Here is a 26,046-nt window from a genome sequence, read left to right as displayed (position 1 = left end):
GCGGCTACGAGGTCACGGAGGACCTCCGGGCGCCGTCAGCCGGTGTCGCGGCCCGCGCTCCGGCCGTGGACCAGCGGCAGGAAGACCTCGTCGACGATCTCGACGAGGACGGCGTCCGGCACGGCCGGGACACCCCGCGTCAGGTACTCGTTGCGAAGCAGCGCCACCGGCGCGGACACGACCCGGGGGTGCAGCGCCCGGGGGGCGGCCTCGCCGCGGGACACCGCCCGGCCGAGCACCGCCGTCCACGCGGCCCCGTAGGCGTCGCCGCCGGCCTCGGGATCGCGCAGCTCGGCGAGCAGCCCCGGCGTCCCGCCGGCCGCCGCGATCAGGCCGCGCAGGATCTCCCCGTACGGCGACGACCAGGTGGCGTTGGCGCGCCGCAGCAGCTCCAGGGCGTCGTCCCGGAGCGATCCGGTGTCCGGCACGGTGGTCTCCGCCGCGGTCAGCCGGCGGTACGCGGCGACGCCCAGGGCGACGCGGCTGGGCCAGCGGCGGTAGATCGCGTTCTTGTTCGTGCCCGCCCGCCGGGCCACCTCGTCCATCGTCAGCCCGGCGACGCCGGACTCCCCCAGCACCTCGGCCGCCGCCCGGAGGATCGCGTCCTCCAACACCGCCCCGCGCCGCCGCGGCGCCCCGGCCTGCCTCGGCCCGTCACCGGCTTCCGGCACTGGTCGTCCCCTCTCGTCCCGTACGCCGATATCTACGGCACGGAGGGCGCCCACACCAAATCCGGACGGCCGGGGCACTCCACATAGGGTACGTTGAGTACCCTAATTTCGTCCGCGCAGAGAGGCCCCGCCGTGCGCACCTTCGGGATCAACTTCGACACCGGCTTCACCAGTGCCGGAACCACCACCCGCGAGCCCTTCGACCCCGCCGTCGTCCGCCGCGAGATGGAGATCATCCGCGACGAGCTGCGCTGCGACGCCGTTCGCGTCACCGGCGGTGACCGCGACCGCCTGGAGACGGCCGCCCGGCTGGCGGCCGAGGCCGGACTCGCCGTCTGGTACTGCCCGTTCACCAACGCCCTCACCCAGGACGAGCTCCTCGACCTCCTCACCGACAGTGCCGCCCGCGCGGAGAAGCTACGGCGGGACGGCGCCGAGGTGGTCTTCCTCACCGGGTCGGAGATCTCCCTCTTCACCGACGACTTCCTCCCCGGCGACACCATGGCCGACCGGGTGGCCGTCCTCTCCGACCCACAACGGCTGCGGGCCGCCCTCCCCGCCTTGACCGCCCGGGTCAACGCCTTCCTCGGCACCGCGGTCACCGCCGTGCGGGCCGAGTTCGGCGGACGCGTCGGCTACGCCTCACTCCCCTTCGAGGGCGTCGACTGGACACCCTTCGACCTGGTCGCCACCGACGCCGGCTACCGCGACGCGGGGAACGCGGGCCAACTGGCCGACGGGCTGAGGGCGCTGACCTCGCACGGCAAGCCTGCGGCGGTCACGGAGTTCGGCTGCGCCCCCTTCCGGGGCGGCGCCGCCATCGCGAGCCGGGCCGACGAGGTCGTCGAGTGGGACGACGGGGCACGCCCCGCGCGCTTCACCCGCCCGGTGGTCCGCGACGAGCAGGAACAGGCCGGTCACGTACGCGAACTCCTCGGCCTCTTCGAGAACTCCGGCATCGAAGCCGCCTTCGTCTACACCTTCGCCCGCTACGACCTGCCCGACGCCGGGACGACCGGGACGGGGACCGACGACCGCGACTTCGACAAGGCGTCCTTCGGCGTGGTCAGGGTTTTCGCCGACGGCCGTACGGGCACCGCGTTCCCGGGCCTCCCGTGGGAGCCGAAGGCGGCCTTCCACGCACTCGCGGAGTACGGCCGCGGCCGCACGGAAGCCGCGGCCTCCGCCCACTGAGGCACCCCCGTGTCAGGCGGCGGAGCGCTCGCCGGGCAGCCGGCGGCGCAGGCGGGCCTGCTGGACGGCCGGAGGGTCGTACGCCATGTCGAGCCTCCCGATGTCGGTGCCGGGAGGCACGATCGCGTCGATCCGGTCGAGGGTCTCGTCGTCCAGCACGGTCTCCGCACCCGCGAGCAGGTCGTCGAGGTGGTCCATGGTGCGCGGGCCGATGATCGCGGAGGTGACGGCCGGGTGGGCGATCGCGAAGGCGGTCGCCATGTGCGTCAGCGACATCCCGGCGTCCTGGGCGACGGGGATCAGCTGCTCGACCACGTCGAGCCGGCGCTCGTCGCCGAGGTGCTTGTGGCCGAAGCCCGCCCGGTGGGTGTCCGCCGCCTCACCCTTCCGGTAGCGCCCGGTGAGCATGCCACCCGCGAGAGGACTCCAGACCAGGGCGCCCATCCCGTAACGCTCACAGGCGGGCAGCACCTCGCGCTCGATGCCCCGGTTCAGGATGGAGTACGGCGGCTGCTCGGTGCGGAACCGCTCCAGGCCCCGCCGTTCGGACGCCCACTGCGCCTCGACGATGTCCGAGGCGGGGAAGGTGGAGCCGCCGATGTTCCGGACCTTCCCGGCGCGCACGAGGTCGGTGAGCGCGGAGAGCGTCTCCTCCACGTCGGTGTCCGGATCGGGCCTGTGGACCTGGAACAGATCGACGTGGTCGGTGCCCAGGCGGCGCAGCGAGTCCTCCAGCGCGCGGACCAGCCAACGCCGCGAATTGCCCCGCCGGTTGGGGTCGTCCCCCATCGGCAGATGGGCCTTGGTCGCCAGCACGACGTCGTCCCGACGGCCCTTGAGCGCCTTCCCGACGATCTCCTCGGACTCGCCGTGCGAGTAGAAGTCGGCGGTGTCGACGAAATTGACGCCGGCGTCGAGGGCCTTGTGGATGATCCTGACGGACTCACCGTGATCAGGGTTTCCCACGGCACCGAACATCATCGCGCCCAGGCAGTACGGACTGACCTTGATGCCGGTCCGGCCGAGCGTGCGGTAGTACATGAGGAGCTCCTCGTCCCTTGGCCCACACAGGGCGCGGGCATTAGGCTGCATAAACGGAACAACGTTCAGCATCGACAATACGGAACAGTGTTCCGTATAGCAAGGGGAGCACCGTGCGCAAGGACACGACCCGGGAAGCCGAAGCCGGCGCCGACGCCGGACAGCCCCCGGCGAAGCGGGTGCGCGCGGACGTGCGGCGCAACACCGACGCCCTGCTCACAGCGGCGGCGGAGGTGTTCCTCACCTCGGGAGTGGACGCGCCCGTACGCCAGATCACCGCGAAGGCGGGCGTGGGAGCCGGGACGCTCTACCGGCACTTCCCGCAGCGCTCCGACCTCATCGCCGCGGTCTTCCGCCACGAGGTCGACGCCTGCGCCGACGCCGCGCCCGCCCTCGCGGCGGAGTACGGACCGGCGGAGGCGCTCACCAGGTGGCTCCAGCGCTTCGCGCTCTTCTTCGCCACGAAGCGCGGACTCAGCGCCGCCCTGCACTCGGGGGACTCGGCGTACGACAGCCTGCCGTCCTACTTCGAGCAGCGCTTCATGCCCGTACTCACCACGCTCATCGACGCGGCGGCGAAGGCCGGCGAGATCCGCTCCGACGCGGATCCCGAGGACCTGCTGATCGCCACGCGCAATCTGACCCTGCCCGCCACCGAGGACGACAACGACCACACGCGGCGGATGATCGCCCTTCTGGTGGACGGACTCCGCTACGGGGTGAGCTGAGCCGGGAAGACCACGGGCGCGGAGAGCCCCGTCGGCAGTACGGCCCCGCGCACGAATGACGAGGACGGCCACTTCGGGGAAGACGAGCTGCGGAAGCTTCCGGCCGGGCAGAGCGTCGTACCGTTCGGTCGCCGGCCGTTCACGAGCGAGAGCGGCCGCCACATCCCGGTCTGGCGGAAGCCGGCGCGAGGGCCCCTCTCACGGGCCCGGTCGTTGGGAGGACACGGACGCCCAGAACGGCACACAGGGGTCACCCTGTTGTCTCGTTCCTCCCGACGACCGGCCACGCAGCGGAACGGTTCAGCTCAGCCACACCTTGCTCGTGGCGATCTTCTCCATATCGGCGAGGGTCAGCGCGGGGTCCTCGCGGGTGGCGGCCTCGTTCTGGTTCGCCGCGTTGAAGGCGGACATCACCACCCGGAAGCCCGCCAGGGCCTTCGCGTCGGGGCCGAAGAGGTCGCCCTCGACGCCGGCATCGGTTCACAGGAGCAGCGACGGGAGAGGGCCTGCCGGGAGTGCGGCCCGCTGCGGTCGCCGCGAGGAAGACCTCCCGCCCTGGGAACGCCCTGACGACCGGGTCCGATCCGGTGGGCGGCCGGCAAAAGGAGGTGCGCCCGGCAGGGCCGCGTCGCAGGATGGCGCCGTGACCGAGCCACTGAGCGACGCCGTTCCGCCCCGTCCCGTCCTCGAGGCCTTCGGGGTGCGGGGGACTCCTGTTCCGCTCGCCGGTGGGCAAGGGCGGAGTGTTCTCGTCGGCGGGTACGTGTTCAAACCGGCCGAGGGCGCCGAGGCGGAGGCCGAGTGGGGCGCTTCGCTGTTCGACGGGCTGGCGACGGGCAGCGGCTTCCGCGTCCCACGGCCGCTCCGGGCGCCCGACGGCCGGAGTGTCGTGGACGGCTGGACGGCCGGTGAGTTCCTGACCGGCGAACCCGGTCCGCAGGGGCGTTGGGACGACGTCCTGCGCGCCGGCCGCGCCTTCCACGCCGCGTTGCGGCCGCACCCACGGCCCGCCTTCCTCGAACGGCGGTCCCATCCCTGGGCGGTGGCCGACCGGGTCGCGTGGGGCGAGGAGGACGTCGAGGTGACCGAGGACCTCGCGGCGCCGTTCTCGGCCCTGCTGGAGCTGAGGCGCCCCGTGCGGCAGGACGCGGCTCAGCTCATCCACGGAGATCTGACCGGCAACGTCCTCTTCGCCCCGCACGAACTGCCCGCCGTGATCGACTTCTCGCCCTACTGGCGGCCGCCGCTGTTCGCCGAGGCCGTCGTGATCGTCGATGGTCTGCTGTGGTGGGACCTCCCGGGCGAACTGCTTTCGGTGGGCAGCGATCACGCCGAGTGGCAGCAGTTGCTGATCCGGGCGCTGATCTTCCGGCTCGTCGCGTACAGCGAGCTCGTGAGGCCGTCGGGGCCCGCCGGGCCGGGCGAGCCGGAGCGGTATGCGCGGGCGACCCGCCTGGTGACGGACAGGTGACGGGGCCTCAGGCGCAGCCGAGGCCCCGGGGCGTACGCATCCGGATCACGCGGCCACGGTGACGGCCTCGATGGCCGGGGCACGCAGGGTCCTGCGCGCGGTTCCGAGGCTCGTGCCGAGGGTGACCACGGTGGCGATGGCCATGATGACCAGCCAGGTGCCCGGTCCCTGGTCCGGCAGGACCTGGTCGGTGCGGACCATCGTGAAGGGGATGATCCCCGCGATTCCCGCGGCCGTGCCCAGGACGAGCCCGGTCAGTGTGAGGAGCACCGCCTCCCAGCCGACCACGCCCAGGACCTGTCCGGGTGTGGCTCCGGCGAGGCGCTGCTGGCCGAACTCGCGGCTGCGGTAGGAGGTGGCGGCGTACAGGCTGTTGACGAGCATGATGCAGGAGAAGACGACGATGATGCCGACGACGACGAGGTTGAGGGTCTCCAGGTTCTTGTCGTCGACCGTCTTGTCCAGGCCGGACGCCGCGACCCAGTCGCTCTCGACGCCCTGGATGTAGAGGGTGGCGGTGGCCATGCCGGTGAAGATGATCATCGGCATGAGCACCCCGGCCAGTTCCGCGCCGCGTCGGCGCAGGTTGCGGGCGCTCAGGTAGCCGCCCGCGCCGCCCACCGTCGCAAGGGGGCCTCGCAGCAGCTCCAGGAGCCTGCCCAGCAGGGACGGGGCGAGGACGGCGAAGCCGACGGAGAGCAGGATGGCGCCGTAGGCGGGGAACGCCATCAGCATCTCCTCGGTGCTGTCGACGGCGTACGTGGTCAGGATCCCCCCGGTCCCGGCCACCAGCGCGGCGCAGCCGGCCAGGGTGCGGCCCCGGCGGCCGGACGGGCCGCGCGCTCCGGCGCCGGCCTTGGTGGCGCGGCGTACGGCGAGGAACGCGGCGCCGACGGAGGCGAGGACCGCGATGCCGAAGCCCGAGCCGAGGGCTATCGCGCCGAAGGCCGGTTCGACGTTCGCGGCGACCTGGCCGCTGTCCTTGAACAGGTCGACCAAGAGCCGGCCGCCGAGCACGGCGGGCCCGACGGCGAGCGCGGCGCCGACGAGTGCGACGACGGCGGACTCCCCGACCATCATGCGCGTGACCTGGGCGGGAGTTGCCCCGGTGCAGCGCAGCAGGTGGATCTCCTCCGCCCGCTGGCGGACGCTGACGGTGAGGGTGGAGGCGATGGCGAAGAAGACGAGGAGGGAGCCGTATCCGCCGACGACGCTCGCGGAGATGGTCATGGACTCCGAGCTCACCTTGTCGACCCCGGGGGCCGCCGCCGTGTCGTGCAGTGAGCTGAACGTCATGATGATCACGGCGCCGAGGAACGCCGAGAGCAGGGTTGCGAGGAAGCGGCCCGGGCGCTTGCGGACCGAGCGCATGGCAAGGAACAGCATGGCTCACACCTCCATCAACGGGCCGTTGGCCGAGCGCCGTCCGGCCGCACGGTCCCCGAGGTGGGTCATGCGTTCGGCGACGGCCTCGGCGGTGGGAGCGGGGAGGTGGCCCGCCAGCCGCCCGTCCGCGAGGAAGAGCACCGAGTCGGCGTAGGAGGCGGCGACCGGGTCGTGGGTGACGAGCACGACGGTGCTGCCGTGCAGCCGGACGGTCTCCTTCAGCAGGCTCAGAACATCGCGTGCGCTGCGCGTGTCCAGGGCGCCGGTCGGCTCGTCGGCGAAGATCACCGCGGGCCGGGTCACGAGTGCGCGCGCGATGGCGACACGCTGGCGCTGCCCGCCGGAGAGCTCGTCGGGGAGATGGCCGAGGCGGTCGCCCAGGCCGACCTGTGTGAGGACCGCGCGGATGCCCTCCCGGTCGGCCTTGCGGCCGGCGAGGCGGAGCGGCAGCGCGGTGTTCTCCTCGACGGTCAGGGTGGGGAGCAGGTTGTACTGCTGGAAGACGAAGCCGATCCGGTCCCGCCGGAACCGCGTGAGCGCCGCCTCGCCGCCGCCGCTCATCTCCTCGCCGTCCACGACGATCTGCCCCCGGTCGGGGCGGTCCAGGCCGGCGGCGCACTGGAGCAACGTGGACTTGCCGGAGCCCGAGGGGCCCATGACCGCGGTGAAGCTCCCCCGCGGCAGGCTCAGGGACACGCCGTCCAGGGCGGTCACGGCGCTGTCCCCGGTTCCGTACACCTTGCTCACCGAAACCAGCCGCAGAGCCTCGGCGGTCCGGCTCGTGGGCTGTCGTCTGCGATCGAACATGACCATCACCCTCTGCTCGTCGGACGCGCTCTGCGCCACATCGAAGACGCTACGGAGAGGAGCGGCCGGGCACATTGGACGTACGCCCCCGAGTTCGGGGTGGCGCTGAGTACACCCGGCCCGGGGGGAAGCGCCCGGGTACGATACCCCTGGGGGTATACGGACCCCGGCGACAGGTATGCGCGGGAGGAACCATGCAACTCGACATGGCGGCCGAAGAGCTGACGTCCGTCCTCAACCGGCTCCGGCGGGCCCAGGGCCAGATCGCCGGGGTCATCAGGATGATCGAGGAGGGCAGGGACTGCGAGGACGTGGTCACGCAGCTGGCCGCCGCGTCCCGGGCCCTGGACCGGGCGGGGTTCTCCATCATCGCGACGGGGCTCGAACAGTGCCTGACCGACGAGGGGCAGTCGCCCGCCGACAAGGACCGGATGCGCGCCCGCCTGGAGAAGCTGTTCCTCTCGCTGGCGTGAGCGCACGCACGCCCGTCAGCGCTCCGGGAACGGCTCCCCGCACGCGCTGCAGAACTTCGGCGCCCGGTCGGCCGACAGCCGCCCGCACTCCGGGCAGACCAGATCCAGCATGCAGGGAGCCTCACCGCCCTCGTACGCGGGAGTGCGCACGGCCGGCGTGATCGTGAGGCCCGGGCGCCGGCGGTGCACCGTGAGGTAGGTCAGCCCGTCCGGCCCCGCCTCCAGCGCCCGCCGTGAGGTCCGGGGCAACCAGGTGACGGTCGTCGGGGCGAGGTCCAGGGTGTCGCGGCCCGCATGCAGGCTTCCGCCGCCCGCGAGGACGACGAGCAGCACGTCCAGGACGTCCTCCTGGTGCTCCCCCACCCCGGCGTCCGGCGGCAGATGGACGATGTTGGCGTCGAGCTCCCGTCCCTCTTCGGCGAGACGCCAGAGGGCGCCGCGCTCGCCGGGTGCCGCGGCGGCGAGGAGTCCGTCCAGGACGGCCAGCACCTGCGGGGTGGCGTTCACTTCGCCGCCTCCTCGTCGTAGCGTTCGCGGGCCTCGTGGACCTGGTCGAGAGTAACTCCTCCCGGGCTCGCGGGAGCGGGAGGCGGGCAGCTGCCGGACAGAGGGGCCGCTCGTCCTCGTGCTCTGAAACGGGCAGGTCAGGGGTGAGGGCCGGACGGAGTGCCTCCGTAAGTGGAGGCCTTCTCCCTCCGGTCCGAAACCGCCGAGTGGGCCCGGTGACCGCTGTACTCTCGCCCAATGATCCAGCCGTCGCCCTCGAACACCTCGGCCACGGACGCCGAGTGCGCCGCGCTCACCCGGACCCTGCGCCGCCGGGGCACCGCGGTCCTGTCGGTGTTCGCCTTGGTGTGGGCCTTCGCCGGGGCGTCCGGGCTGGCGTCGTCGGGTGCGGCCCTGGCTGTCGAGATCATCGCCGTACCGGTCACCGCGGCGGCCTTCCACCTCGCCTACCGCAAGGACGCCGCACCCTCGCCCCGCCTGGTCTCCCTGCCCGCGAACTGGGCGCGTTCGGTCGGCATCGTCAACGTCGTCGAACTCGCGGCGATCTTCGCGGTGATCGCCGTGTGCAATGCCACCGGCCACCCCGCCTTCATTCCGCCGGCCATCGCGCTCGTGGTCGGCCTGCACTTCGTCCCGCTCGCGCGTCTCTACGACCAGTGGCAGTACAAGGGGACGGCCGCGCTGCTGAGCGGCGTCGCGGTCCTCGGCTTCGCGCTGATCGCGGTCGGCCTCTCGGACGGGAGCGTACGCGCCGTGGTGGGTCTGGGGTCCGCGGTGACGCTGTGGGCGTCGGCGTACCACGTGGCCGTCAGGGGCTGACGGCTCCGGCCGCACGGAGCGGGCACCCGGTGCCCACGCGGGCGTCGAGCTCGGCGCGCAGGGAGGCGAGTTCGGCCATGCGCGCGTCGATCATCCGGATCCTCTCCTCCAGCAGCGCGGACAGGGCGTCGGCCTGGTCGGGCGCCTCCCGCAGCTCCTCGCCGTGCCGGGCGATCTCCGCAAGGGAGAACCCGAGCGTCTGCGCGGTGCGGACGTACAGCAGCCAGGCCACCGTCTCCGGCGGGAAGTCGCGGTAACCGCTGGGCAGCCGCTCGCTGGTGACGAGCCCGGACTTCTCGTAGAAGCGGATGGCGTCCCTCGACATGCCTGCCTGCGCGGCCAGTTCCCCGATCAGCATGGCTCCCCCTCGGCACCGGGCTTGACCTTGGACCGTACTCCACTGTTCAGCGTCGGGCCGTCGCTTACCCGAGACCCCAGGGAGCCCCTGATGCCCCTTCTGCCCGCCCCCTCCTCCGCCCCCTACCTGCGCGTCGTACGCACGAGCGCCTGGTACGACCTCGTCGTCACGGCCGGCTTCGCCACACCGTGGACGTACGGCCTGCTGCACGACGCTCTGTCCATGCTGGGCACCGCGCTCGGTCTGGGCGCGCTGCCCCCGCGGGACCCGATGCAGACCCTGTACGCGAACCTGATGGGCTCGGTCGTGGTCGTCTGGGCCGTCCTGCGGCTCATGGATCCGCTGCCGGCCCACGGCCTGTACGACGGCGCCGCACGGGCCTTGTTCGCGGCCTGGCAGACATATGCGCTCGCCCACGGCGGCCCGGGTCTGCTGTGGCTCTTCCTCGGCGTCGAGGCGGCCTTCGGCATCGCGCAGCTGGCGCCCTGGCTCCGCAGGCATCACACCGGGCCGACGGGAGAGCGGCCCTGGGTAGGGTGGGCGCGACAGCGCACCGTGAACCGGACCGAGGAGCAGACGTGAGCGAGCCGGCGGACATCGCCCTGCAGCAGGAAATCGCCAGGGAGCTGGAGGTCGCGGAGACCTTCGACGCCCACCAGGAGATCGAGCGCCGCGTGGCCTTCCTCGCCGAGCGGCTGACCTCCACGGGTCTGGGCTCCCTGGTGCTCGGCATCAGCGGAGGCGTCGACTCCACCACCGCCGGCCGGCTGTGCCAGCTCGCCGTCGAGCGGGCCAGGGCCGCGGGCCACGAGGCCCGGTTCTACGCGATGCGGCTGCCCTACGGCGTCCAGGCCGACGAGCACGACGCACAGCTCGCGCTCTCCTTCATCCAGGCCGACCAGGTGCTGACCGTGGACATCAAGCCCGCGACCGACGCCATGCAGGAGTCCCTGCTCGGTGGCGACGTGGCCTTCCGCGACCCCCACCACCAGGACTTCGTGCTCGGCAACGTCAAGGCCCGGCAGCGCATGATCGCCCAGTACGCGGTGGCCGGAGCGCACAGCGGCCTCGTCGTCGGCACGGACCACGCCGCCGAGGCGGTGTCCGGCTTCTTCACCAAGTTCGGGGACGGCGCGGCCGACCTGGTCCCGCTGACCGGGCTGACCAAGCGCCGGGTGCGTGCCGTCGCGGAGGCACTCGGCGCGCCGGCCGAGCTGGTCGGGAAGGTGCCGACGGCCGACCTGGAGACGCTCGACCCGGGCAAGGCGGACGAGCACGCGCTCGGCGTCACCTACGACACCATCGACGACTTCCTGGAGGGCAAGCCGGTGGACGAGCAGGCCTTCGACACGATCGTCGGCCGCTACCGCCTCACCGACCACAAGCGCCGGCTTCCCCTCGCTCCATAGGCCCGCAGGGCTGTCGCAATTCCGCCTGAGGCGAGGGGAATTGGGCGGCGCGCGTCGCGCCTCGGCCGTTATCCTGACGGGCTCCACCGATCTTCACGAGCCAGCAGGGGGACTCGCTTGTCCAGCCCCACCCCGCCGATCCCCCCGCCTCCCCCTCACCCTCCGGTCCCGCGGGGTGAGGGCGGCCGGCATGTGACCGCCGCCGTGATCACGGCGGCGGCGACGATCATCGCCGCGGTCATCGCCGCCGTGGCGGTGTCGGGCGGGGACCCGCCCCCGCCCACGGCGTCGGCGGCCGGCCCGGCAGGGACATCGACGGCGGCCTCCGCGTCCACCGAGCCCTCGGCGACACCGTCCGAGTCCTCGGTGGACCCGTCGGATCCACCGCTCCAGACCCTGCCCGCCGGTCAGGCGACCGCGACACCGCACGGCAGGCCGCGTCTGACCGCCGTCCCCGACCGGGCCCCGGCGGGAACGGTGGTGACGCTCAAGGCCACCGGCTTCGCCCCGGACGAGCGGATCCGCATCACCTTCCGGGACAGCGGGTTCGTCGAGAAGGATCTGCGCGATGTCACCGCCGGCCCGGACGGGAGCTTCGCGGCGGAGGTCCACGTGCCCAGCGAGGAGGGCAACGGGTCGGAGACTCCCACGTTCCGTGTGTGGAGCCTGGACGACGTGGACACGGACAATCAGGCCGATACCCCGTTCACCGTCATCGAGTGACCCCGGGAGGGACCGTCACCATGCCCCGTGAGCCCGACGGGAAGTACCCGCCGATCGAGCCCTACGACCACGGAATGCTGGACGTCGGCGACGGCAACCTCGTGTACTGGGAGGTCTGCGGCAACCCGGCCGGCAAGCCCGCCCTCGTCGTCCACGGCGGCCCGGGCTCGGGATGCGGGCCAGGGGCCCGGCAGCACTTCGACCCGGACCTCTACCGCGTCGTGCTCCTCGACCAGCGCAACTGCGGCCGCTCCACCCCGCACGCGAGCGACCCGGCCGCCGACATGCGGCACAACACGACGGCGCACCTGATCGCCGACATGGAGCTCCTGCGCGAGCACCTCGGCATCGGGAAATGGCTGCTGCACGGGTGGTCCTGGGGCTCCACACTGATCCTGGCCTACGCCGAACAGCACCCGGAGCGGGTCTCGGAGATCGTGATCCCCGCGGTGACGACGACCCGGCGCAGCGAGATCGACTGGCTGTACCGGGGCGCCGGGCAGATCTTCCCCGAGGCGTGGGACCGGTTCCGGGCGGGCGTCCCGGAGGCCGAGGGCCCGGGGGACCTCGTCGCCGCGTACGCCCGGCGGACGGAGAGCCCCGACCCGGAGGTCCGGGCGAAGGCGACGGCCGACTGGTGCGCCTGGGAGGACGCGGTGCTGTCCATGGAGACGCACAGCGGCCCGGCTCCGTACAGCGGGCGGCCGGGCCGTGACCAACTGGCGTTCGTCCGGATCTGCGCGCACTACTTCTCGCACGCCGCCTGGCTGGAGGAGGGGCAGCTGATCCGCGACGCCGGTCGCCTCGCGGGCATCCCCGGCGTCCTGGTGCACGGCCGCTTCGACCTGGGCGGTCCGCTGATCACGGCCTGGGAGCTGGCCAAGGCCTGGCCTGACGCCGAGCTGACGGTGATCGACGACGCGGGCCACACGGGAGGTCCGGCGACGACCCGCGCGGTGCTGGCCGCGCTGGACCGTTTCGCACGGCGCGCCTGAGCAGGTCCCTCTTGCTTCGAGCGCGCTCGAAGGAGTTGGCTTGGGCTCCATGAAGTACACGCAGCTCGGACGCACCGGACTCAAGGTCAGCCGCCTCGTGCTGGGGACGATGAACTTCGGCCCCCAGACCAACGAGAGCGACAGCCACGCGCTCATGGACGCCGCCCTGGAGGCGGGCGTCAATTTCTTCGACACCGCGAATGTCTACGGCTGGGGCGAGAACAAGGGCCGCACCGAGGAGATCCTCGGCACCTGGTTCGCGCAGGGCGGCGACCGCCGTGACAAGGTCGTCCTCGCCACCAAGGTCTACGGCAACATGGGCGCGGACGGCGAGGCGTGGCCCAACCACGACAAGCTCTCCGCCCTCAACATCCGCCGCGCCGTCGACGCCAGCCTCAAGCGGCTGCAGACGGACCACATCGACCTGTACCAGTTCCACCACGTGGACCGGGACACCCCGATCGACGAGATCTGGCAGGCCATCGACGTACTGATCCAGCAGGGCAAGATCCTTTACGCGGGCTCGTCCAACTTCTCGGGCTACAAGATCGCCCAGGCCAACGAGAGGGCCCGGCAGCGGGGCAGCTACGGCCTGGTCAGCGAGCAGTGCATCTACAACCTGATGGAGCGCGGGGCCGAGATGGAGGTCATCCCGGCCGCCCAGGAGTACGGCCTGGGCGTCATCCCGTGGTCGCCGCTGCACGGCGGACTGCTCGGTGGCGCGATCCGCAAGGAGCGCGACGGCGGCGGCGCCCGGTCCACCTCCGGCCGGTCCGGCGAGGCGCTCGCCGACCCGAAGGTGCGGGCGCAGATCCAGGCGTACGAGGACCTGCTGGAGAAGCACGGCCTGGAGCCCGGCGAGGCCGGTCTGGCCTGGCTGCTCACGCGTCCCGGCGTCACGGGGCCGATCTCCGGCCCGCGCACACGTGAGCAGCTCGACTCGGCGCTGCGGGCGGTGGAGCTGGAGCTGTCGGACGAGGTGCTGTCGGCCCTCGACGAGATCTTCCCCGGCCCGGGGCCGTCGCCGGAGAACTTCGCCTGGTAGCCGGCGCGCGTGCGTGCGTCCTCGGCGGGCTCAGCCCCCGAGGGCGGACGCCGCCGCGACGACGATGAACATCAGTACGAGCACGGCGGCCATGATGCGGTTTCTGGTCTTCGGATCCACCCGACGAGCGTAACCGCCCCGCTCACCGCCCCAGCGGCCAGGCCCGCACCACCTCGTACCGCGGCTGCTCCCCCGGCACCCCGTCCACGGGCAGATCACTGCGTACGAGACTGAGCTCCCCGGCCTCCCAGCGCATGCCCTCGAAGCCTTCCAGTGCCGCCGTGTACGGCGTCAGGTCGGCCTGGTCGCGGCTGCGGGCCAGGGTGAGGTGGGGGGTGTAGCGGCGGTGCTCCTCCATCGGGATCCCGGCCTTGCGCGCGGCGGCATGCGCCCGCTGCGCCAGCAGCCGCAGCGTCGGCAGGTCACCCTCCGCCCCCGCCCAGAGCGCCCGCCCGTCGAACCTGCCGCCACCGTGGACCCGGAGCGGGAAGGGCTCGGTCCGGTGCGCGGCACGCTCCAGCCGGCTGTACAGCTCCGGCAGCAGCTCCTCGTCGACGTTCCCCAGAAAGGCCAGCGTGTAGTGCCAGCCCGCACGGGCGGTCCAGCGGAGGTTCACGGCCCCGGGGATGGTGTGCAGGGGGCCGAGGGCCCCCGCCAGCTCGTCGGCGGCGGGACCGGGCGGCAGGACGGCGGCGAAGAGTCTCTGGCTGCTCATGCGGCGAGTCTCCCAGCGTCCCGGCGTGTCCGGGGCCCGTCGGCGTACGGCCTCACCTGGAGACCGCCGGCTCCCCCGCACGCCTGAACGCACGACTGCCCTCCTCCCGGCGGGGAGGAGGGCAGTCGCGTGTCACCGGCTCTCAGGCCGCCGTAGCCAGCTGCTCGCGCGGGACTATTCGTACGCGCGGGCGACCCGGCCGCAGGTCGACCTTCAGGCGCAGGCCGCCGACCCGGGTCAGCATGAACCCGACGCCGATCGCGGCCAGCATCGAGATCGCGCCTCCGGCCACCATGCCGATCCGGGCGCCGTAGGTGTCGCTGATCCAGCCGACGATCGGGGCGCCCACCGGTGTGCCTCCGGCGAAGACCATCATGTAGAGGCTCATCACGCGGCCCCGCATCTCCGGGTCCGCGGCCATCTGGACGCTCGTGTTGGCGCTGATGTTGGTCGTCAGGCCGATCATGCCGATCGGGAGCAGCAGCAGCGAGAACAGCCAGACGGACGGCGACAGGGCAGCGGCGATCTCCAGCAGACCGAACAGGGTGCCCGCCGCCACCAGCATCCGCAGCCGCGAGGAGCGGCGGCGGGCGGCGAGCAGGGCCCCGGCGAGGGAACCGGCCGCCATGAGGATGTTGAAGAACGAGTACATCCCGGCGCCGCCGTGGAAGATCTCGTCCGCGAAGGCCGTCAGGAAGATCGGGAAGTTGAACCCGAACGTGCCGACGAAGCCGACCAGGACGATCGGCCAGATCAGATCGGGCCTGCCGGATACATAGCGCAGGCCGTCACGGAGCTGGCCCTTGGCCCGCTTGACGGTCACGGACGCGTGGAGCTCGCTCGTCCGCATCATCATCAGGCCGACGAGCGGCGCGATGAAGGACAGCCCGTTGAACATGAACGCCCAGCCGCTGCCGACCGTCGTGATCAGGACACCCGCGACTGCGGGGCCGATGAGCCGGGCGGACTGGAAGTTCGCCGAGTTCAGGCTGACGGCGTTGCGCAGCTGCGCGGGGCCGACCATCTCGGAGACGAACGACTGGCGCGCCGGGTTGTCGACGACGGTCACCATGCCGAGCAGGAAGGCGATCAGGTAGACGTGCCAGACCTCGACGACGCCGGAGAGGGTCAGGACGGCGAGCGCGACGCCGCAGAGGCCGAGTGCGGCCTGGCTGATGAGCAGCAGACGCCGCTTCGGGAGCCGGTCGGCGATGACCCCGCCGTACAGGCCGAAGAGCAGCATCGGAAGGAACTGGAGGGCCGTGGTGATACCGACGGCGGCGGCGGACCCGGTGAGGCTCAGGACGAGCCAGTCCTGCGTGATGCGGGACATCCAGGTACCGGTGTTGGAGATCACGGCGCCCGTGGCGAACAGGCGGTAGTTACGGATCTTCAGCGACGAGAAGGTCCCGCCGGTCTTGCTCTCGTGGGTGGAAGTCGGTGCGGGGGCGGAGTCTGCTCCGGATCCCGTACTCAAAAGAGTTCGCCTCCTCGGACGTATACGGCGTTCGTACTGACGGGGACGTGACTGCGGGCGCTGCGGACCGGGGTCCGGCGGCGCCCGAAGGGGTCACAGGTGGGCGAGCTTCTCCAGCACGGGCGCGGCGGCCCGCAGCTTCTCCCACTCGTCCTCGTCCAGGCCCTCGGCGAGTCTGGTCAGCCAGGCGTTCCGCTTGTCGCGGCTCTCGGCGAGCATGGCTTCCGCCTGCTCGGTCCGGCTGACCATCTTCTGCCGACGGTCATCGGGGTGCGGTTCCAGTCTGACCAGGCCCTTCGCTTCCAGCAGCGCGACGATGCGGGTCATCGACGGCGGCTGCACGTGCTCCTTGCGGGCCAGCTCACCGGGGGTGGCTGAACCGCAGCGGGCGAGTGTGCCGAGCACCGACATCTCGGTGGGGCTCAGCGACTCGTCGACGCGCTGGTGCTTCAGTCGCCGGCCCAGCAGCATCACGGCGGAGCGGAGGGAGCTCACGGCGGCGGCACTGTCACCGTCGTGGATCAGGTCAGGCATGTTCCTTAGCGTAACTCATTAGCCATGCTAAATACCACCCGGTGGTACACGCGCGAGAAACTGATCACCCGAACGAGTGAGTATGAGGCGGAAAGACGCGCGAAAAGGCCGCACGTGCCGCGACCCTGCTTGGCATGGGATCGACAGTGCTCAGCCTGCGCATAGACGGTGAGCTGCTCGACCGGCTCCGCCGGCACGCCGCGAGACGCGGAATGAGCGTCCAGGACTACGTGGTCCAGACGCTCGTACGCGACGATTTCGACGAACGTTTCCACGCCGCCGTCGACGAGACGGAGAAGTTCTACGGGGCGGAGACCCGTCACGCCGACCCGGCCGACCGGGTCACATGACGGGCTCCGCCCCGCAGGGGTGAAAACTTCGCGCGTCCAGGTGCGCGCTTACGTGAGGCCGAGCGCCGGCATCGCGTAGTAGAAGACGAAGACCGCGGACACCACGTACATCGCCATCGGGACCTCCCGGCCTCGCCCGGCCGCCAGGCGCATGACGCTGAAGGCGATGCAGCCGATGCCGATGCCGTTGGTGATCGAGTACGTGAGCGGCATCATCAGCATGGCCATGAAGGCCGGGATGGCGAGCGTGTAGTCGCTCCAGTCGACGTCCCGCACATTGCCCGCGAGGATCAGGAAACCGACCGCGATCAGCGCCGGGGTGGCCGCCTGTGAGGGGACCATCGTCGCCAGCGGCGTCAGGAGCAGCGCCACCGAGAAGAGCAGCCCGCTGACCACGCTCGCGAGCCCGGTACGGGCGCCCTCGCCGACGCCCGCCGTGGACTCGACGAAGCAGGTCGACGCGGAGGAGGAGCTCACGCCACCCGCGGCGACGGCGACACCGTCGACGAGGAGGACCTTGTTGATGCCCGGGAAGTGGCCGTCCTTGTCCATCAGCTTGGCCTCGTCGCCGACGCCGAGGATGGTGCCCATCGCGTCGAAGAAGCAGGACAGCAGCACGGTGAAGACGAAGAGGATGCCGGTCAGGAGGCCGACCTTCCCGAAGCCGCCGAACAGGCTGACCTGACCGATCAGCCCGAAGTCCGGGGAGGCCACCGGATTGCCGGGCCACTCCGGGACGGTCAGCCCCCAGGCGCCGGCCGGCAGGTCGGCGACCGCGTCGATGACCAGCGCGACGACCGTCATGACGACGATGGAGAGCAGGATCGCGCCCGGCACCTTGCGGACGATCAGCGCGAGGGTGAGCAGCGTGCCCAGGACGAAGACCAGGACCGGCCAGCCGTTGAGGTGACCGTCGTTGCCGAGCTGCAGCGGCACCGTGGTGTGCGCGGCGTCCGGGATGCGGGAGACGAAGCCGGAGTCGACCAGGCCGACCAGGAGCACGAAGAGGCCGATGCCCATCGCGATGCCCTTGCGGAGCGAGCGCGGCACCGCGTTCATCACGCGCTCGCGCAGCCCGGTCGCGACGAGCAGCATGACGACGATGCCCGCGAGGACGACCATGCCCATCGCGTCGGGCCAGCTCATCCGGGGGGCGAGCTGGAGGGCGACGACGGTGTTGACGCCGAGGCCCGCGGCGAGCGCGATCGGCACGTTGCCGATGACGCCCATCAGGAGCGTGGAGAACGCGGCCGCCAGCACGGTGGCCGTGACGAGCTGGCCACCGTCGAGCTGGTGCCCGTACATGTCCTTCGCGCTGCCGAGGATGATCGGGTTGAGCACGATGATGTACGCCATCGCGAAGAACGTGGCGAAGCCACCACGGACCTCGCGCGCGACCGTCGACCCCCGCTCGGAGATCTTGAAGTAACGATCAAGGACACCGTGAGGCTGCTGCGGCATCGGCGGCTGATCGACCGGAGCGGTGGCCGAGGAGGACATGTATGACCTTCAGTCGTGCATCGGGGGGATGAAAGCAGTCAGATTTGGATGTTCACACGAATGAATCGAGTCATCCACAAGCAGATTCAGTATGAATACATAAGGGAAAGATCGCTATCTCCGCGCGTAGATCCTTGGGCCGACTGGCCCGCAGCACAGCCCGTAGACTGACCGCATGCAGAAGTGGACACCGAAGCACGAGGCGCCCGAGCCCCTGGAGGGCCCGGTCGTCGCCACCGTCACGGGCGGCACGATCCTCTGGTTCGTCCTCTTCGTCGTGCAGGTTCCCTTCTACGGCTGGTTCGACGACCGGGGTCACGCCTGGTGGATCTGGGTCTGCCTGGCCGGTGCCGGACTGGGCCTGATCGGCATCTGGTACGTCCGGGGGCGGGACGCCGCGCTCAAGCGGGCCGCCGCGCAGGCCGCCGCCGACGCGCCCGACGGCGCGCACCGCTGACACCGGGGCCCGTACGGCCCTGATCCCCCGGCCCCGGTCCCTGTCGTACGACCGTGGGCCCATTCCGGTCCTCCCCCGGTCGGATCTTCCGGCGCCCGGCGGGTGAACCGCCCCTTCCGCCCGTACGGTCGGAATCATGACGCAGCGGGCACTCGATTCCTTCGGTGATCAGCCGGACCCCGTACGGACCTCGCCGGCGCCCGCGCCACCGGGCGGGCTGACCAACGCCGAGGTCGCCGAACGGGTCGCCCGGGGCGAGGTCAACGACGTACCGGTCCGCTCGTCCCGCTCCGTCACCGAGATCGTCCGCGCGAACGTCCTCACCCGGTTCAACCTGATCATCGGCGTGCTCTGGGTGATCATGTTGTTCGTCGCGCCGATCCAGGACAGCCTCTTCGGCTTCGTGATCATCGCCAACACGGGGATCGGCATCGTCCAGGAGTGGCGCGCCAAGAAGACCCTGGACAGCCTCGCGGTGATCGGCGAGGCGAAACCGACCGTACGGCGCGACGGGAAGGCCGCGGAGGTCTCCGTCTCCGAGATCGTGCTCGGCGACCTGGTCGAGCTGGGTCCCGGGGACAAGGCCGTCGTGGACGGCACCGTCGCCGAGGCCGACAGCCTGGAGATCGACGAGTCGCTCCTGACGGGCGAGGCCGACCCCGTGGTCAAGCGACCCGGCGACCCGGTGATGTCCGGCAGCTTCGTCGTCGCCGGAGGCGGGTCGTTCACCGCCACCAAGGTCGGCCGCGAGGCCTACGCCGCGCAGCTCGCCGAGGAGGCGTCCCGCTTCACCCTCGTGCAGTCCGAGCTCCGCAGCGGCATCAGCACGATCCTCAAGTACGTGACCTGGATGATGGTGCCGACGGCGATCGGGCTCATCATCAGCCAGCTGGTCGTCAAGGACAACAACTTCAAGGACTCGGTGGCCCGCACGGTCGGCGGCATCGTCCCGATGATCCCCGAGGGCCTGGTGCTCCTCACCTCGGTCGCCTTCGCGATCGGGGTCATCCGGCTCGGCCGCAAGCAGTGCCTCGTGCAGGAGCTGCCCGCCATCGAGGGCCTGGCCCGGGTCGACGTCGTCTGCCTGGACAAGACCGGCACCCTCACCGAGGGCGGCATGGACGTCACCGAGGTCCGCCCGCTGAACGGCTCCGACGAGGAGTACGTACGCCGCGTCCTGGGCGCCCTCGGCGCCTCCGATCCCCGGCCCAACGCCAGCCTCCAGGCCATCATCGACGCCTACCCGGACGGGGAGGGCTGGGGCGTCACGCAGGCCATGCCGTTCTCCTCGGCCCGCAAGTACAGCGGGGCCGCCTTCACCGAGGGCGACGGCGACGCGTCCGCCTGGCTGCTGGGCGCCCCCGATGTGCTGCTGGGCCCCGACGACCCCGCCCTCGCCGAGACCGGCCACCTCAACGAGCAGGGACTGCGGGTCCTGCTCCTCGCCCGGGTGCGGGGCGAGCTGGACTCCCCCGAGGCCGCCTCCGAGGCCGTGCCCACCGCGCTCGTCGTCCTGGAGCAGCGGCTGCGGCCCGACGCCGGAGACACGCTGGCCTACTTCGACGACCAGAACGTCGCGGCGAAGGTCATCTCCGGCGACAACGCCGTCTCGGTCGGCGCGGTGGCCCAGAAGCTGGGGATGCCGGGTGCCGAGCACCCCCTGGACGCCCGCCGGCTGCCCGAGGACAGCGACGACATGGCGACGGAGATCGAGCGGAACGCGGTCTTCGGCCGGGTCACCCCGCAGCAGAAGCGGGACATGGTCGGGGCGCTCCAGTCACGCGGGCACACGGTCGCGATGACCGGTGACGGCGTCAACGACGTGCTGGCGCTGAAGGACGCCGACATCGGGGTCTCGATGGGCTCGGGCTCGGAGGCGACCCGCGCGGTGGCCCAGATCGTGCTGATGGACAACAGCTTCGCGACGCTGCCGTCCGTCGTGGCCGAGGGGCGGCGGGTCATCGGGAACATCACCCGGGTCGCCACCCTGTTCCTGACGAAGACCGTCTACTCGGTGCTGCTGGCGATCCTGGTGGTCTGCTTCCAGGTGGAGTACCCGTTCCTGCCGCGCCACCTCACGCTGCTGTCCACGCTGACGATCGGCGTCCCGGCGTTCTTCCTGGCGCTCGCCCCCAACAAGGAGCGGGCCCAGCCGCACTTCGTACGCCGTGTCATGCGGTACGCGATCCCCTCCGGGGTGATCGCGGCGGCGGCCACCTTCACCACGTATCTGGTCGCCCGCCACCACTACGCCGGTACGGGGGCGCTGGACGCGGAGACGAGCGCGGCGACCCTCACGCTGTTCCTGGTCTCCATGTGGGTCCTGGCGATCATCGCCCGCCCCTACACGTGGTGGCGGGTCGCCCTGGTGGCGACGATGGGCCTGTGCTTCCTCGTCGTGCTCGCGGTGCCCTGGCTCCAGGGCTTCTTCGCGCTGAAGCTGGTGGGGACGACGATGCCGTGGGCGGCGGTGGGGATCGCGGTGGTCGCGGCGGCCGTCCTGGAACTGGCCTGGCGTATGGTCGGCCGCCGCTTCCGCTCGTGACTACTTCACGTCGACGAAGTCACCCGCGGTCGTGACGGCCGGGGTGGTCGAGGTGCCGGCGAAGCTGTAGCGCCAGTAGCCGTCCACCGAGGCCTTGACCGTGGTCTTCAGCGCACCGGTGCTGTTCGTCTTGATGGTCTTGACGGTGGTGTAGGTGCTGCTGGTCTTCTTGCGGAACTGCAGCTTGACGGGCTGCACGGTGTAGCCCATGTACGTGCCGTTCTCCCAGTTGGCACGCGAGAGCTTGCCGGTGACCGTGATGGTCTTGCCCTTCTTGACGGGCTCCGGCGCGGCGTTGACGGTCAGCTTGGAGAGACGCTGGACGCGGGCCGTGGCCTGGTAGTCGTTCCACGCGACCGACTGGTCGCCGGCGAGCGCGCCGGCGGTGACCTTCCAGGTACCGGCCAGCGTGTTCTTGTACAGGTCGTAGCCCGGGTACGCCGTGATCGTCATCGTGCAGGTGGCGGTCGTGGCGTTGACGTTCTTGCAGGACGCCGCGTCCTCGTTCGGCAGCAGCACCCCGTCGAGACCGGAGTCCACGTTCGTGCCGTGCCACAGGTCGATGTAGCCGTCGACGATGCCGGACGGGTGCGAGGCGGTGACGGAGACGGTGATCTTCTTCGCGGCCGTGGTGCCGACGACGACGTCCTTGCCGCCGTTGATGACGACCTTGGAGATCACCGGAGTCGCCACGGCGGCGCGCGCGGCCGCGCGAGGGGCCTTGGCCCCGGTGCCGAAGACCTCGGCCGCGGTGGGCCTGTCCAGGTTCGGGACTTCCTGGTCCCCCGCCTGCGCGGCCGGTACGGCGAGAGCGGACAGAGCCAGGGCGCCGGAAACAGCGGCGACGGTGGCACGAATACGCATGTGGTCCCCTGTGGAGCAGGGGACCCGCGAGGTGGTGTGCACCCGGCGGGCCCCAACTGGTCGATGAGTCTGATGACTCGCATGATCAGACAGCGCCCGTATGTGAATGGTTGTGCCCTGAGAATGCATTTCTTGTGAAGATCACACCGGTCCGCAAGATCGGGCCTGTATCAACACCGGTGCACCCGGACGCCTTCCGGAGCGGAAAGGGGACACGGATGGTCGACCTGCTCACCGGTGTCGTCGCGATCGCGGTCTCAGGAGCGCTGGGCGTCGCCGGCGAACGTGCCGCCCGCAGGCGGAAGCGCGCGTTCTGGGACCACTACGGAACCTACGAAGGGTTCCGGCGCCAGGTCGACGAGGACAAGGTCCGCGCCGTACGCGGCGCCCGTGGGGACGTCGCGGCGATCAAGGCGGTCCGGGGCGACCACCCGCTCGCCTCGCTGGTCGTCGCGAAGCGGTACGTCCAGGAGCTGTGAGACCCGCCCCGTCGCGGGTCTCCGACAGCCTCACGGTTCCCGGCCGTCAGTCGAACCAGCGGTCCCGGGCCAGCTCCTCCGTGCGGGACGGGTCCTCCAGGAGCGCCGCCACCTCGAAGCGGCGCGGCCACTGGCCGGCCGCCCAGGCGAGGCCGGCCGCCACGCCCTCCACCGTCGACGCGTGGACCACACCGTCCGGGGTGCGGCGCCAGTCCAGCTCGACGCCGCCCGCGCGCAGTTCGCTGTGCTCGACGTACGTGTCGGGGGTCCCGGCGCCGAGCAGAATCCGTACGGACTCCGGCACCTGGTGCTCCTCGCCCTCCGTCGTCACCACGGCCTCGACGCTCTCGCCGAGCCGCCGCACCTGGAGCAGGTCCGCCAGCTCGGCCGCCCGGGCCGGGGCCACCGGGAGCAGCGGGAGCCCGCCGGTCAGCGGCAGCAGGTCGGGGGCGTCGGCGATCACGACGTCGGCCGCGTCGGCGACCCGCACCTCGTCGTCCACGACGGCCCGCAACTCGTCGGGCAGCGTGACCTGTTCGGGGTCCAGCTCGGCGAGCGCCGTGTAGAGCGAGTGCAGCTGCACGGGGCCGACGGGGCGGTCCTCGTCGGCGAGCCGGCCCAGCAGCTCGGCCGCCCCGCCCGGCTCGTCCAGGAGCGCCGCCACCGAGGTCCGTACGCCGAGGGCGCGCAGCACCTGCGCGTCGTCGAAGCCCGTCGCGTCGGCGGAGTCGTACAGGCCCGCCAGGCGCGGGTCACCGCCCGCCGCGCGCAGGCCGGCCGGGCGGCGGCCGTCGAGCACGGGGTGGTCGCGCAGCCACCACGCGGTGTAGGGCCGCACCGACTGCGTCGTACCGTCCGGGAGCAGCACCCGTACCGGCTGGGTCAGCGCGTCGCGCAGCGGCGGGAGGGCGAGCATCGCCAGCGCCTGCGGCCAGGCGTCGTCGTCGACGAGGTCCAGGTCGCGTACGGCGACGAGCTCGGTGGCGACCGGCGGCACGGGGGTGTCCGGGAGCTGGTCCAGGACGTCCTCGCACCACACGTCGACGGCGTCGAGCAGGCCCGCGTCGTCGGGCTCGGCGAAGTCGCCTTCGCGGGGCTCCAGTTCGTCCGGGTCCAGGACGACGTCGGTGGCCCGTACGAGGGCGAAGGTGGCCAGCACCCCGCAGGCGGTCAGGGGCTGTTCGCCCCAGCGGCCGGCCAGCTCCGCGTCGCACAGGGCGAGTTCGCCCTCACGCATCACCTGGGCGAACGGGCTGTCCGGCAGCACGAGTTCGCCGGCGGGGGCGGGTTCGCCGTCCTCGTCGGGCAGGGCGAGCGCGCCCAGCCAGGGCTCGTCGCCGGGCGCGAGGTCCGCGTCGCGTACGAGCGTGAGGACGGTCTCGGCGAGCTCGTCCCCGTCCAGGGCGTCCTCGTCCCAGATCTCGCCCGCGTCCAGCGAACCGGCGACGGCGGCCCGGACCTGCGGGGTCCGCAGGACGGCGCGGGGCGTGGCCGGCAGGGCGCCGAGCTTCTCCAGCAGGGGGTGCGCGGCGTCCGGGTGGGCGACCTTCAGCCCGAGCCGGGCCAGCCGGGCGAGGACGGGCGAGGTGAGCGCGTCCGGCAGCGGCAGGAGGACCTGACGGGGGCCGATCGTGGTGCGGGGCGGCGCGTCCACCGGGCCCGCGAGGGGCACGGGCAGTCCGGAGAGCCGGTCGGGGTCGACGCCGGCCAGGCTGTCGTACAGCCGCCGCCACCAGTCCGGGTCGCGCTCCAGACCGGCCAGCCGGTCGATGGCCTCGGTCAGCGGGACGCGGGCGACGCCGAGCGTGCGCAGCTCGACGCGGCGTTCGAGGCCGGCGGGCAGCAGACAGGGCAGGACCTCGGCGAGGACCCGTACGGTCCGGTCGCCCACGCCCTCGACCACCTCGGCCTCGACGGGCCGCAGCGCGGTCGTCCCCGGGCTCGGTGCCCCGGCGCCGTCCCAGTCGTCCCACTGGGCCGCGGCCTCGGCGGGGTCCCGGGGCGCGGCGGGCTCCAGGAACGCCACCCGGGGCAGCCGCTCCAGGATCGCGGCCCGCAGGGCCCCGTCGAGCTGCCCCTTGCCGAGCACGCTCGGCACCAGCGCGATCGTGGCGACGGAGACGGGCTCCCACCCGGCGAGCAGCTCGGCGTAGGCGTCGGCGGCACGCTCCACCAGGAAGTCGGTCAGCGGGCCCGGCGCGGGGTGCCGGCGGGTGGTGTCCAGCGGCAGCGAGGCGATCAGCAGCGCGGGGACGCCGAGGGGCTCGTCGGTGGGGGTCGGCGCGTGCACGACGGGTGCCGTACGGGGCTGCTGGGGCGCCCCGTCCTCGCCCACGGGCACGGCCCACGTCACGGACCAGTGCGGACGCAGCCGCTCCTCGACGGGCCGGTCGGCCAGCAGAGCGGGCTCCAGGGGGCCCTGGGCGGCGACGGTGCGCCAGCGGTGGAGACCGTGCACGGAGTCGTCGACGTGCGTGTACGGGCCGTGCTGCGAGCGACGCAACGTCCGTACGCCGTCGGGGGTTTCGATGACGACCTCGTCGAGGCCGGACAGCGTCAGGAGGAGCGCGTCGTCGACGCCTTCGAGCAGCCTGCTCACGAGGTCCTCGGCGACACCGTCGCGGAGCGGCAGGACGACCACCGTGTCGTAACCGTCGGGCGCGGTGCCCTCGGCGGGCAGCGGGAGCCGGAGCAGCGGTACGTGTCCGTCGCGGCGGCGCAGCTCGTCGCCGAGGCCGGGGCTGCCGACGGCCGCCTGCCGCGCGAGGTCACGGGCCTCCGCGAGGGACCAGCGGACTCCTCCGTGGCGTCCGATGACGGCGGGCTCGTCACTGACGGCCAGCACGGCGGCGAAGCCGACGCCGAAGCGGCCCACGGACGACTCGTGCCCCTCGCGCTTGGCGGAGGCGCGCAGGGTGCTCAGCGACTCGACGCCGGTCGCGTCGAGGGGCGCGCCGTTGTTGGCGGCGGCCAGGACGGCGGGGCTGCCGCCGTCCGCCCCGTGCAGGGTGAGGCGGAGCCGGCCGGGGACACCGGCGCGGGCGGCGGCGTCGGCGGCGTTCTGGGCGAGCTCGACGACCAGGCGGTCGCGGTAGCCGCCCAGCGCGAGGTCCTCCTCGGCGTTGGCGTCCTCCCGGAAGCGGGCCGGGCCCGCTCCCCAGGCGTCGAGCACGCCGCGCCGCAGTCGCGCCGTCCCGAACGGATCGGCCCCCTCGGTCGCATTCATGCTCACGCTCGTACTCCGCTCTTCCGGTGACCCGTGACGCCCAGTGTGCGCCCGAAGGTACCGCGACGGGGCAGCCCCCGACGTCGGCCGGCCCCGGGACCAGCAACAGCAGGGCCAGACCGCACCCCGGCAAGACCAAGCCCGTCCGGCTGTTGAGGACAAAGCCCGCCCCAGGACCAGGCCTCGCCCGAAGCCCCGACACACAGGCCCGGAATCAAGCCCGTCCGGCGATCGAGGACAAAGCCTGCAGGGGCGCCCGCGGGCCCCGCGAT

26 protein-coding genes are annotated in these 26,046 nt (G+C 72.1%); 14 read left to right on the top strand and 12 right to left on the bottom strand.

Annotated features, from left to right (window positions below; all coding sequences use genetic code 11):
• Window positions 1-35: 35 nt before the first annotated feature.
• Entirely contained in the window at window positions 36-671 is a 636-nt protein-coding gene (locus tag OG379_RS22240) for a TetR/AcrR family transcriptional regulator (RefSeq protein WP_405664855.1), read from the bottom strand.
• Window positions 672-803: 132 nt separating this feature from the next.
• On the opposite strand from OG379_RS22240, the gene OG379_RS22235 reads away from it, so the two are divergent.
• Complete coding sequence (locus tag OG379_RS22235; RefSeq protein WP_405664854.1) at window positions 804-1,865, top strand: hypothetical protein; 1,062 nt, start codon at window positions 804-806, stop codon at window positions 1,863-1,865.
• A gap of 12 nt (window positions 1,866-1,877) precedes the next feature.
• Here OG379_RS22235 and OG379_RS22230 read toward each other — a convergent pair whose 3' ends face one another.
• Complete coding sequence (locus OG379_RS22230) at window positions 1,878-2,906, bottom strand: aldo/keto reductase (protein ID WP_405664853.1); 1,029 nt, start codon at window positions 2,904-2,906, stop codon at window positions 1,878-1,880.
• A gap of 113 nt (window positions 2,907-3,019) precedes the next feature.
• Between OG379_RS22230 and OG379_RS22225 the strand changes: the two genes are divergently transcribed.
• Complete coding sequence (locus OG379_RS22225) at window positions 3,020-3,634, top strand: TetR/AcrR family transcriptional regulator (RefSeq protein ID WP_405664852.1); 615 nt, start codon at window positions 3,020-3,022, stop codon at window positions 3,632-3,634.
• Window positions 3,635-4,277: 643 nt separating this feature from the next.
• Window positions 4,278-5,105 carry an aminoglycoside phosphotransferase gene (locus tag OG379_RS22220; protein ID WP_405664851.1) on the top strand — a complete coding sequence of 276 codons (828 nt, stop codon included), beginning with the start codon at window positions 4,278-4,280 and terminating at the stop codon, window positions 5,103-5,105.
• 45 nt (window positions 5,106-5,150) lie between these two features.
• Here the strand turns inward: OG379_RS22220 and OG379_RS22215 are convergent, their stop codons facing one another.
• Window positions 5,151-6,491: an FtsX-like permease family protein gene (locus OG379_RS22215; protein ID WP_405664850.1), complete on the bottom strand. Its 1,341-nt coding sequence runs from the start codon at window positions 6,489-6,491 to the stop codon at window positions 5,151-5,153.
• A gap of 3 nt (window positions 6,492-6,494) precedes the next feature.
• Complete coding sequence (locus tag OG379_RS22210) at window positions 6,495-7,298, bottom strand: ABC transporter ATP-binding protein (protein WP_405664849.1); 804 nt, start codon at window positions 7,296-7,298, stop codon at window positions 6,495-6,497.
• Window positions 7,299-7,492: 194 nt separating this feature from the next.
• Between OG379_RS22210 and OG379_RS22205 the strand changes: the two genes are divergently transcribed.
• Window positions 7,493-7,771 carry a metal-sensitive transcriptional regulator gene (locus OG379_RS22205; protein WP_405664848.1) on the top strand — a complete coding sequence of 93 codons (279 nt, stop codon included), beginning with the start codon at window positions 7,493-7,495 and terminating at the stop codon, window positions 7,769-7,771.
• A gap of 15 nt (window positions 7,772-7,786) precedes the next feature.
• Here the strand turns inward: OG379_RS22205 and OG379_RS22200 are convergent, their stop codons facing one another.
• On the bottom strand, window positions 7,787-8,278 hold the full coding sequence (locus OG379_RS22200; RefSeq protein ID WP_405664847.1) for a hypothetical protein: 492 nt from the start codon (window positions 8,276-8,278) through the stop codon (window positions 7,787-7,789).
• Between the two features lie 237 nt (window positions 8,279-8,515).
• Between OG379_RS22200 and OG379_RS22195 the strand changes: the two genes are divergently transcribed.
• Window positions 8,516-9,097, top strand: a complete 582-nt coding sequence (locus tag OG379_RS22195; protein ID WP_405664846.1) for a hypothetical protein — start codon at window positions 8,516-8,518, stop codon at window positions 9,095-9,097.
• On the opposite strand, the gene OG379_RS22190 is transcribed toward OG379_RS22195, so the two are convergent.
• Window positions 9,087-9,455, bottom strand: coding sequence for a MerR family transcriptional regulator (locus tag OG379_RS22190; protein ID WP_393757573.1), 369 nt, complete (start codon window positions 9,453-9,455; stop codon window positions 9,087-9,089). The two genes, OG379_RS22195 and OG379_RS22190, sit on opposite strands and share 11 nt — an antisense overlap.
• A gap of 90 nt (window positions 9,456-9,545) precedes the next feature.
• Between OG379_RS22190 and OG379_RS22185 the strand changes: the two genes are divergently transcribed.
• The 5 genes from OG379_RS22185 (at window position 9,546) to OG379_RS22165 (ending at window position 13,627) form a co-directional block, all read left to right on the top strand.
• Window positions 9,546-10,037, top strand: coding sequence for a hypothetical protein (locus tag OG379_RS22185; RefSeq protein WP_405664845.1), 492 nt, complete (start codon window positions 9,546-9,548; stop codon window positions 10,035-10,037).
• Window positions 10,034-10,864, top strand: coding sequence for an ammonia-dependent NAD(+) synthetase (nadE, locus tag OG379_RS22180; RefSeq protein WP_405664844.1), 831 nt, complete (start codon window positions 10,034-10,036; stop codon window positions 10,862-10,864). Before OG379_RS22185 ends, nadE begins: the two co-directional genes overlap by 4 nt.
• A 192-nt stretch (window positions 10,865-11,056) precedes the next feature.
• Window positions 11,057-11,587, top strand: a complete 531-nt coding sequence (locus OG379_RS22175; RefSeq protein WP_405664843.1) for a hypothetical protein — start codon at window positions 11,057-11,059, stop codon at window positions 11,585-11,587.
• Between the two features lie 20 nt (window positions 11,588-11,607).
• Complete coding sequence (gene pip, locus OG379_RS22170; RefSeq protein ID WP_405664842.1) at window positions 11,608-12,582, top strand: prolyl aminopeptidase; 975 nt, start codon at window positions 11,608-11,610, stop codon at window positions 12,580-12,582.
• A gap of 49 nt (window positions 12,583-12,631) precedes the next feature.
• Window positions 12,632-13,627 carry an aldo/keto reductase gene (locus OG379_RS22165; RefSeq protein WP_351272623.1) on the top strand — a complete coding sequence of 332 codons (996 nt, stop codon included), beginning with the start codon at window positions 12,632-12,634 and terminating at the stop codon, window positions 13,625-13,627.
• Window positions 13,628-13,769: 142 nt separating this feature from the next.
• On the opposite strand, the gene thpR is transcribed toward OG379_RS22165, so the two are convergent.
• The 3 genes from thpR to OG379_RS22150 all read right to left on the bottom strand — a co-directional run bounded on the left by thpR (window position 13,770) and on the right by OG379_RS22150 (window position 16,353).
• A complete protein-coding gene (gene thpR, locus OG379_RS22160; RefSeq protein ID WP_405664841.1) occupies window positions 13,770-14,342 on the bottom strand; it encodes an RNA 2',3'-cyclic phosphodiesterase in 573 nt (190 codons plus the stop codon).
• Window positions 14,343-14,484: 142 nt separating this feature from the next.
• Entirely contained in the window at window positions 14,485-15,819 is a 1,335-nt protein-coding gene (locus OG379_RS22155) for an MFS transporter (RefSeq protein ID WP_405664840.1), read from the bottom strand.
• Between the two features lie 93 nt (window positions 15,820-15,912).
• On the bottom strand, window positions 15,913-16,353 hold the full coding sequence (locus tag OG379_RS22150) for a MarR family winged helix-turn-helix transcriptional regulator (protein ID WP_393757558.1): 441 nt from the start codon (window positions 16,351-16,353) through the stop codon (window positions 15,913-15,915).
• A gap of 134 nt (window positions 16,354-16,487) precedes the next feature.
• Between OG379_RS22150 and OG379_RS22145 the strand changes: the two genes are divergently transcribed.
• The gene (locus OG379_RS22145) at window positions 16,488-16,703 is read left to right on the top strand and encodes a hypothetical protein (RefSeq protein ID WP_187355795.1); all 216 of its coding nucleotides are present in this window, start codon (window positions 16,488-16,490) and stop codon (window positions 16,701-16,703) included.
• 48 nt (window positions 16,704-16,751) lie between these two features.
• Here the strand turns inward: OG379_RS22145 and OG379_RS22140 are convergent, their stop codons facing one another.
• The gene (locus OG379_RS22140) at window positions 16,752-18,203 is read right to left on the bottom strand and encodes an NCS2 family permease (protein ID WP_405664839.1); all 1,452 of its coding nucleotides are present in this window, start codon (window positions 18,201-18,203) and stop codon (window positions 16,752-16,754) included.
• 175 nt (window positions 18,204-18,378) lie between these two features.
• Between OG379_RS22140 and OG379_RS22135 the strand changes: the two genes are divergently transcribed.
• The gene (locus OG379_RS22135; protein ID WP_393757554.1) at window positions 18,379-18,660 is read left to right on the top strand and encodes a DUF2530 domain-containing protein; all 282 of its coding nucleotides are present in this window, start codon (window positions 18,379-18,381) and stop codon (window positions 18,658-18,660) included.
• 136 nt (window positions 18,661-18,796) lie between these two features.
• The gene (locus tag OG379_RS22130; protein WP_405664838.1) at window positions 18,797-21,205 is read left to right on the top strand and encodes an HAD-IC family P-type ATPase; all 2,409 of its coding nucleotides are present in this window, start codon (window positions 18,797-18,799) and stop codon (window positions 21,203-21,205) included.
• Here OG379_RS22130 and OG379_RS22125 read toward each other — a convergent pair whose 3' ends face one another.
• Window positions 21,206-22,069: a calcium-binding protein gene (locus OG379_RS22125; RefSeq protein WP_405664837.1), complete on the bottom strand. Its 864-nt coding sequence runs from the start codon at window positions 22,067-22,069 to the stop codon at window positions 21,206-21,208. It abuts the gene before it with no gap.
• A gap of 134 nt (window positions 22,070-22,203) precedes the next feature.
• Between OG379_RS22125 and OG379_RS22120 the strand changes: the two genes are divergently transcribed.
• Window positions 22,204-22,548, top strand: a complete 345-nt coding sequence (locus OG379_RS22120; RefSeq protein WP_405664836.1) for a hypothetical protein — start codon at window positions 22,204-22,206, stop codon at window positions 22,546-22,548.
• A gap of 46 nt (window positions 22,549-22,594) precedes the next feature.
• Here the strand turns inward: OG379_RS22120 and OG379_RS22115 are convergent, their stop codons facing one another.
• Window positions 22,595-25,774: a sacsin N-terminal ATP-binding-like domain-containing protein gene (locus tag OG379_RS22115; RefSeq protein WP_405664835.1), complete on the bottom strand. Its 3,180-nt coding sequence runs from the start codon at window positions 25,772-25,774 to the stop codon at window positions 22,595-22,597.
• Window positions 25,775-26,046: the final 272 nt, after the last annotated feature.

This window comes from Streptomyces sp. NBC_01166 (assembly GCF_045039765.1).
Classification (GTDB): Bacteria; Actinomycetota; Actinomycetes; order Streptomycetales; family Streptomycetaceae; genus Streptomyces.
The sequence above is the reverse complement of the archived record's forward strand: the minus strand, read 5'-3'. Positions and strand labels throughout refer to the sequence as shown.

Bases quoted from the DNA above. Each gene is read 5' to 3' on its own strand.
- OG379_RS22230 (WP_405664853.1), bottom strand. From the start codon at position 2,906: ATGTACTACCGCACGCTCGGCCGGACCGGCATCAAGGTCAGTCCGTAC.
- OG379_RS22215 (WP_405664850.1), bottom strand. From the start codon at position 6,491: ATGCTGTTCCTTGCCATGCGCTCGGTCCGCAAGCGCCCGGGCCGCTTC.
- OG379_RS22210 (WP_405664849.1), bottom strand. From the start codon at position 7,298: ATGTTCGATCGCAGACGACAGCCCACGAGCCGGACCGCCGAGGCTCTG.
- OG379_RS22205 (WP_405664848.1), top strand. From the start codon at position 7,493: ATGCAACTCGACATGGCGGCCGAAGAGCTGACGTCCGTCCTCAACCGG.
- OG379_RS22195 (WP_405664846.1), top strand. From the start codon at position 8,516: ATGATCCAGCCGTCGCCCTCGAACACCTCGGCCACGGACGCCGAGTGC.
- OG379_RS22190 (WP_393757573.1), bottom strand. From the start codon at position 9,455: ATGCTGATCGGGGAACTGGCCGCGCAGGCAGGCATGTCGAGGGACGCC.
- OG379_RS22185 (WP_405664845.1), top strand. From the start codon at position 9,546: ATGCCCCTTCTGCCCGCCCCCTCCTCCGCCCCCTACCTGCGCGTCGTA.
- pip (WP_405664842.1), top strand. From the start codon at position 11,608: ATGCCCCGTGAGCCCGACGGGAAGTACCCGCCGATCGAGCCCTACGAC.
- OG379_RS22165 (WP_351272623.1), top strand. From the start codon at position 12,632: ATGAAGTACACGCAGCTCGGACGCACCGGACTCAAGGTCAGCCGCCTC.
- thpR (WP_405664841.1), bottom strand. From the start codon at position 14,342: ATGAGCAGCCAGAGACTCTTCGCCGCCGTCCTGCCGCCCGGTCCCGCC.
- OG379_RS22150 (WP_393757558.1), bottom strand. From the start codon at position 16,353: ATGCCTGACCTGATCCACGACGGTGACAGTGCCGCCGCCGTGAGCTCC.
- OG379_RS22145 (WP_187355795.1), top strand. From the start codon at position 16,488: ATGGGATCGACAGTGCTCAGCCTGCGCATAGACGGTGAGCTGCTCGAC.
- OG379_RS22140 (WP_405664839.1), bottom strand. From the start codon at position 18,203: ATGTCCTCCTCGGCCACCGCTCCGGTCGATCAGCCGCCGATGCCGCAG.
- OG379_RS22135 (WP_393757554.1), top strand. From the start codon at position 18,379: ATGCAGAAGTGGACACCGAAGCACGAGGCGCCCGAGCCCCTGGAGGGC.
- OG379_RS22130 (WP_405664838.1), top strand. From the start codon at position 18,797: ATGACGCAGCGGGCACTCGATTCCTTCGGTGATCAGCCGGACCCCGTA.
- OG379_RS22125 (WP_405664837.1), bottom strand. From the start codon at position 22,069: ATGCGTATTCGTGCCACCGTCGCCGCTGTTTCCGGCGCCCTGGCTCTG.
- OG379_RS22115 (WP_405664835.1), bottom strand. From the start codon at position 25,774: ATGAATGCGACCGAGGGGGCCGATCCGTTCGGGACGGCGCGACTGCGG.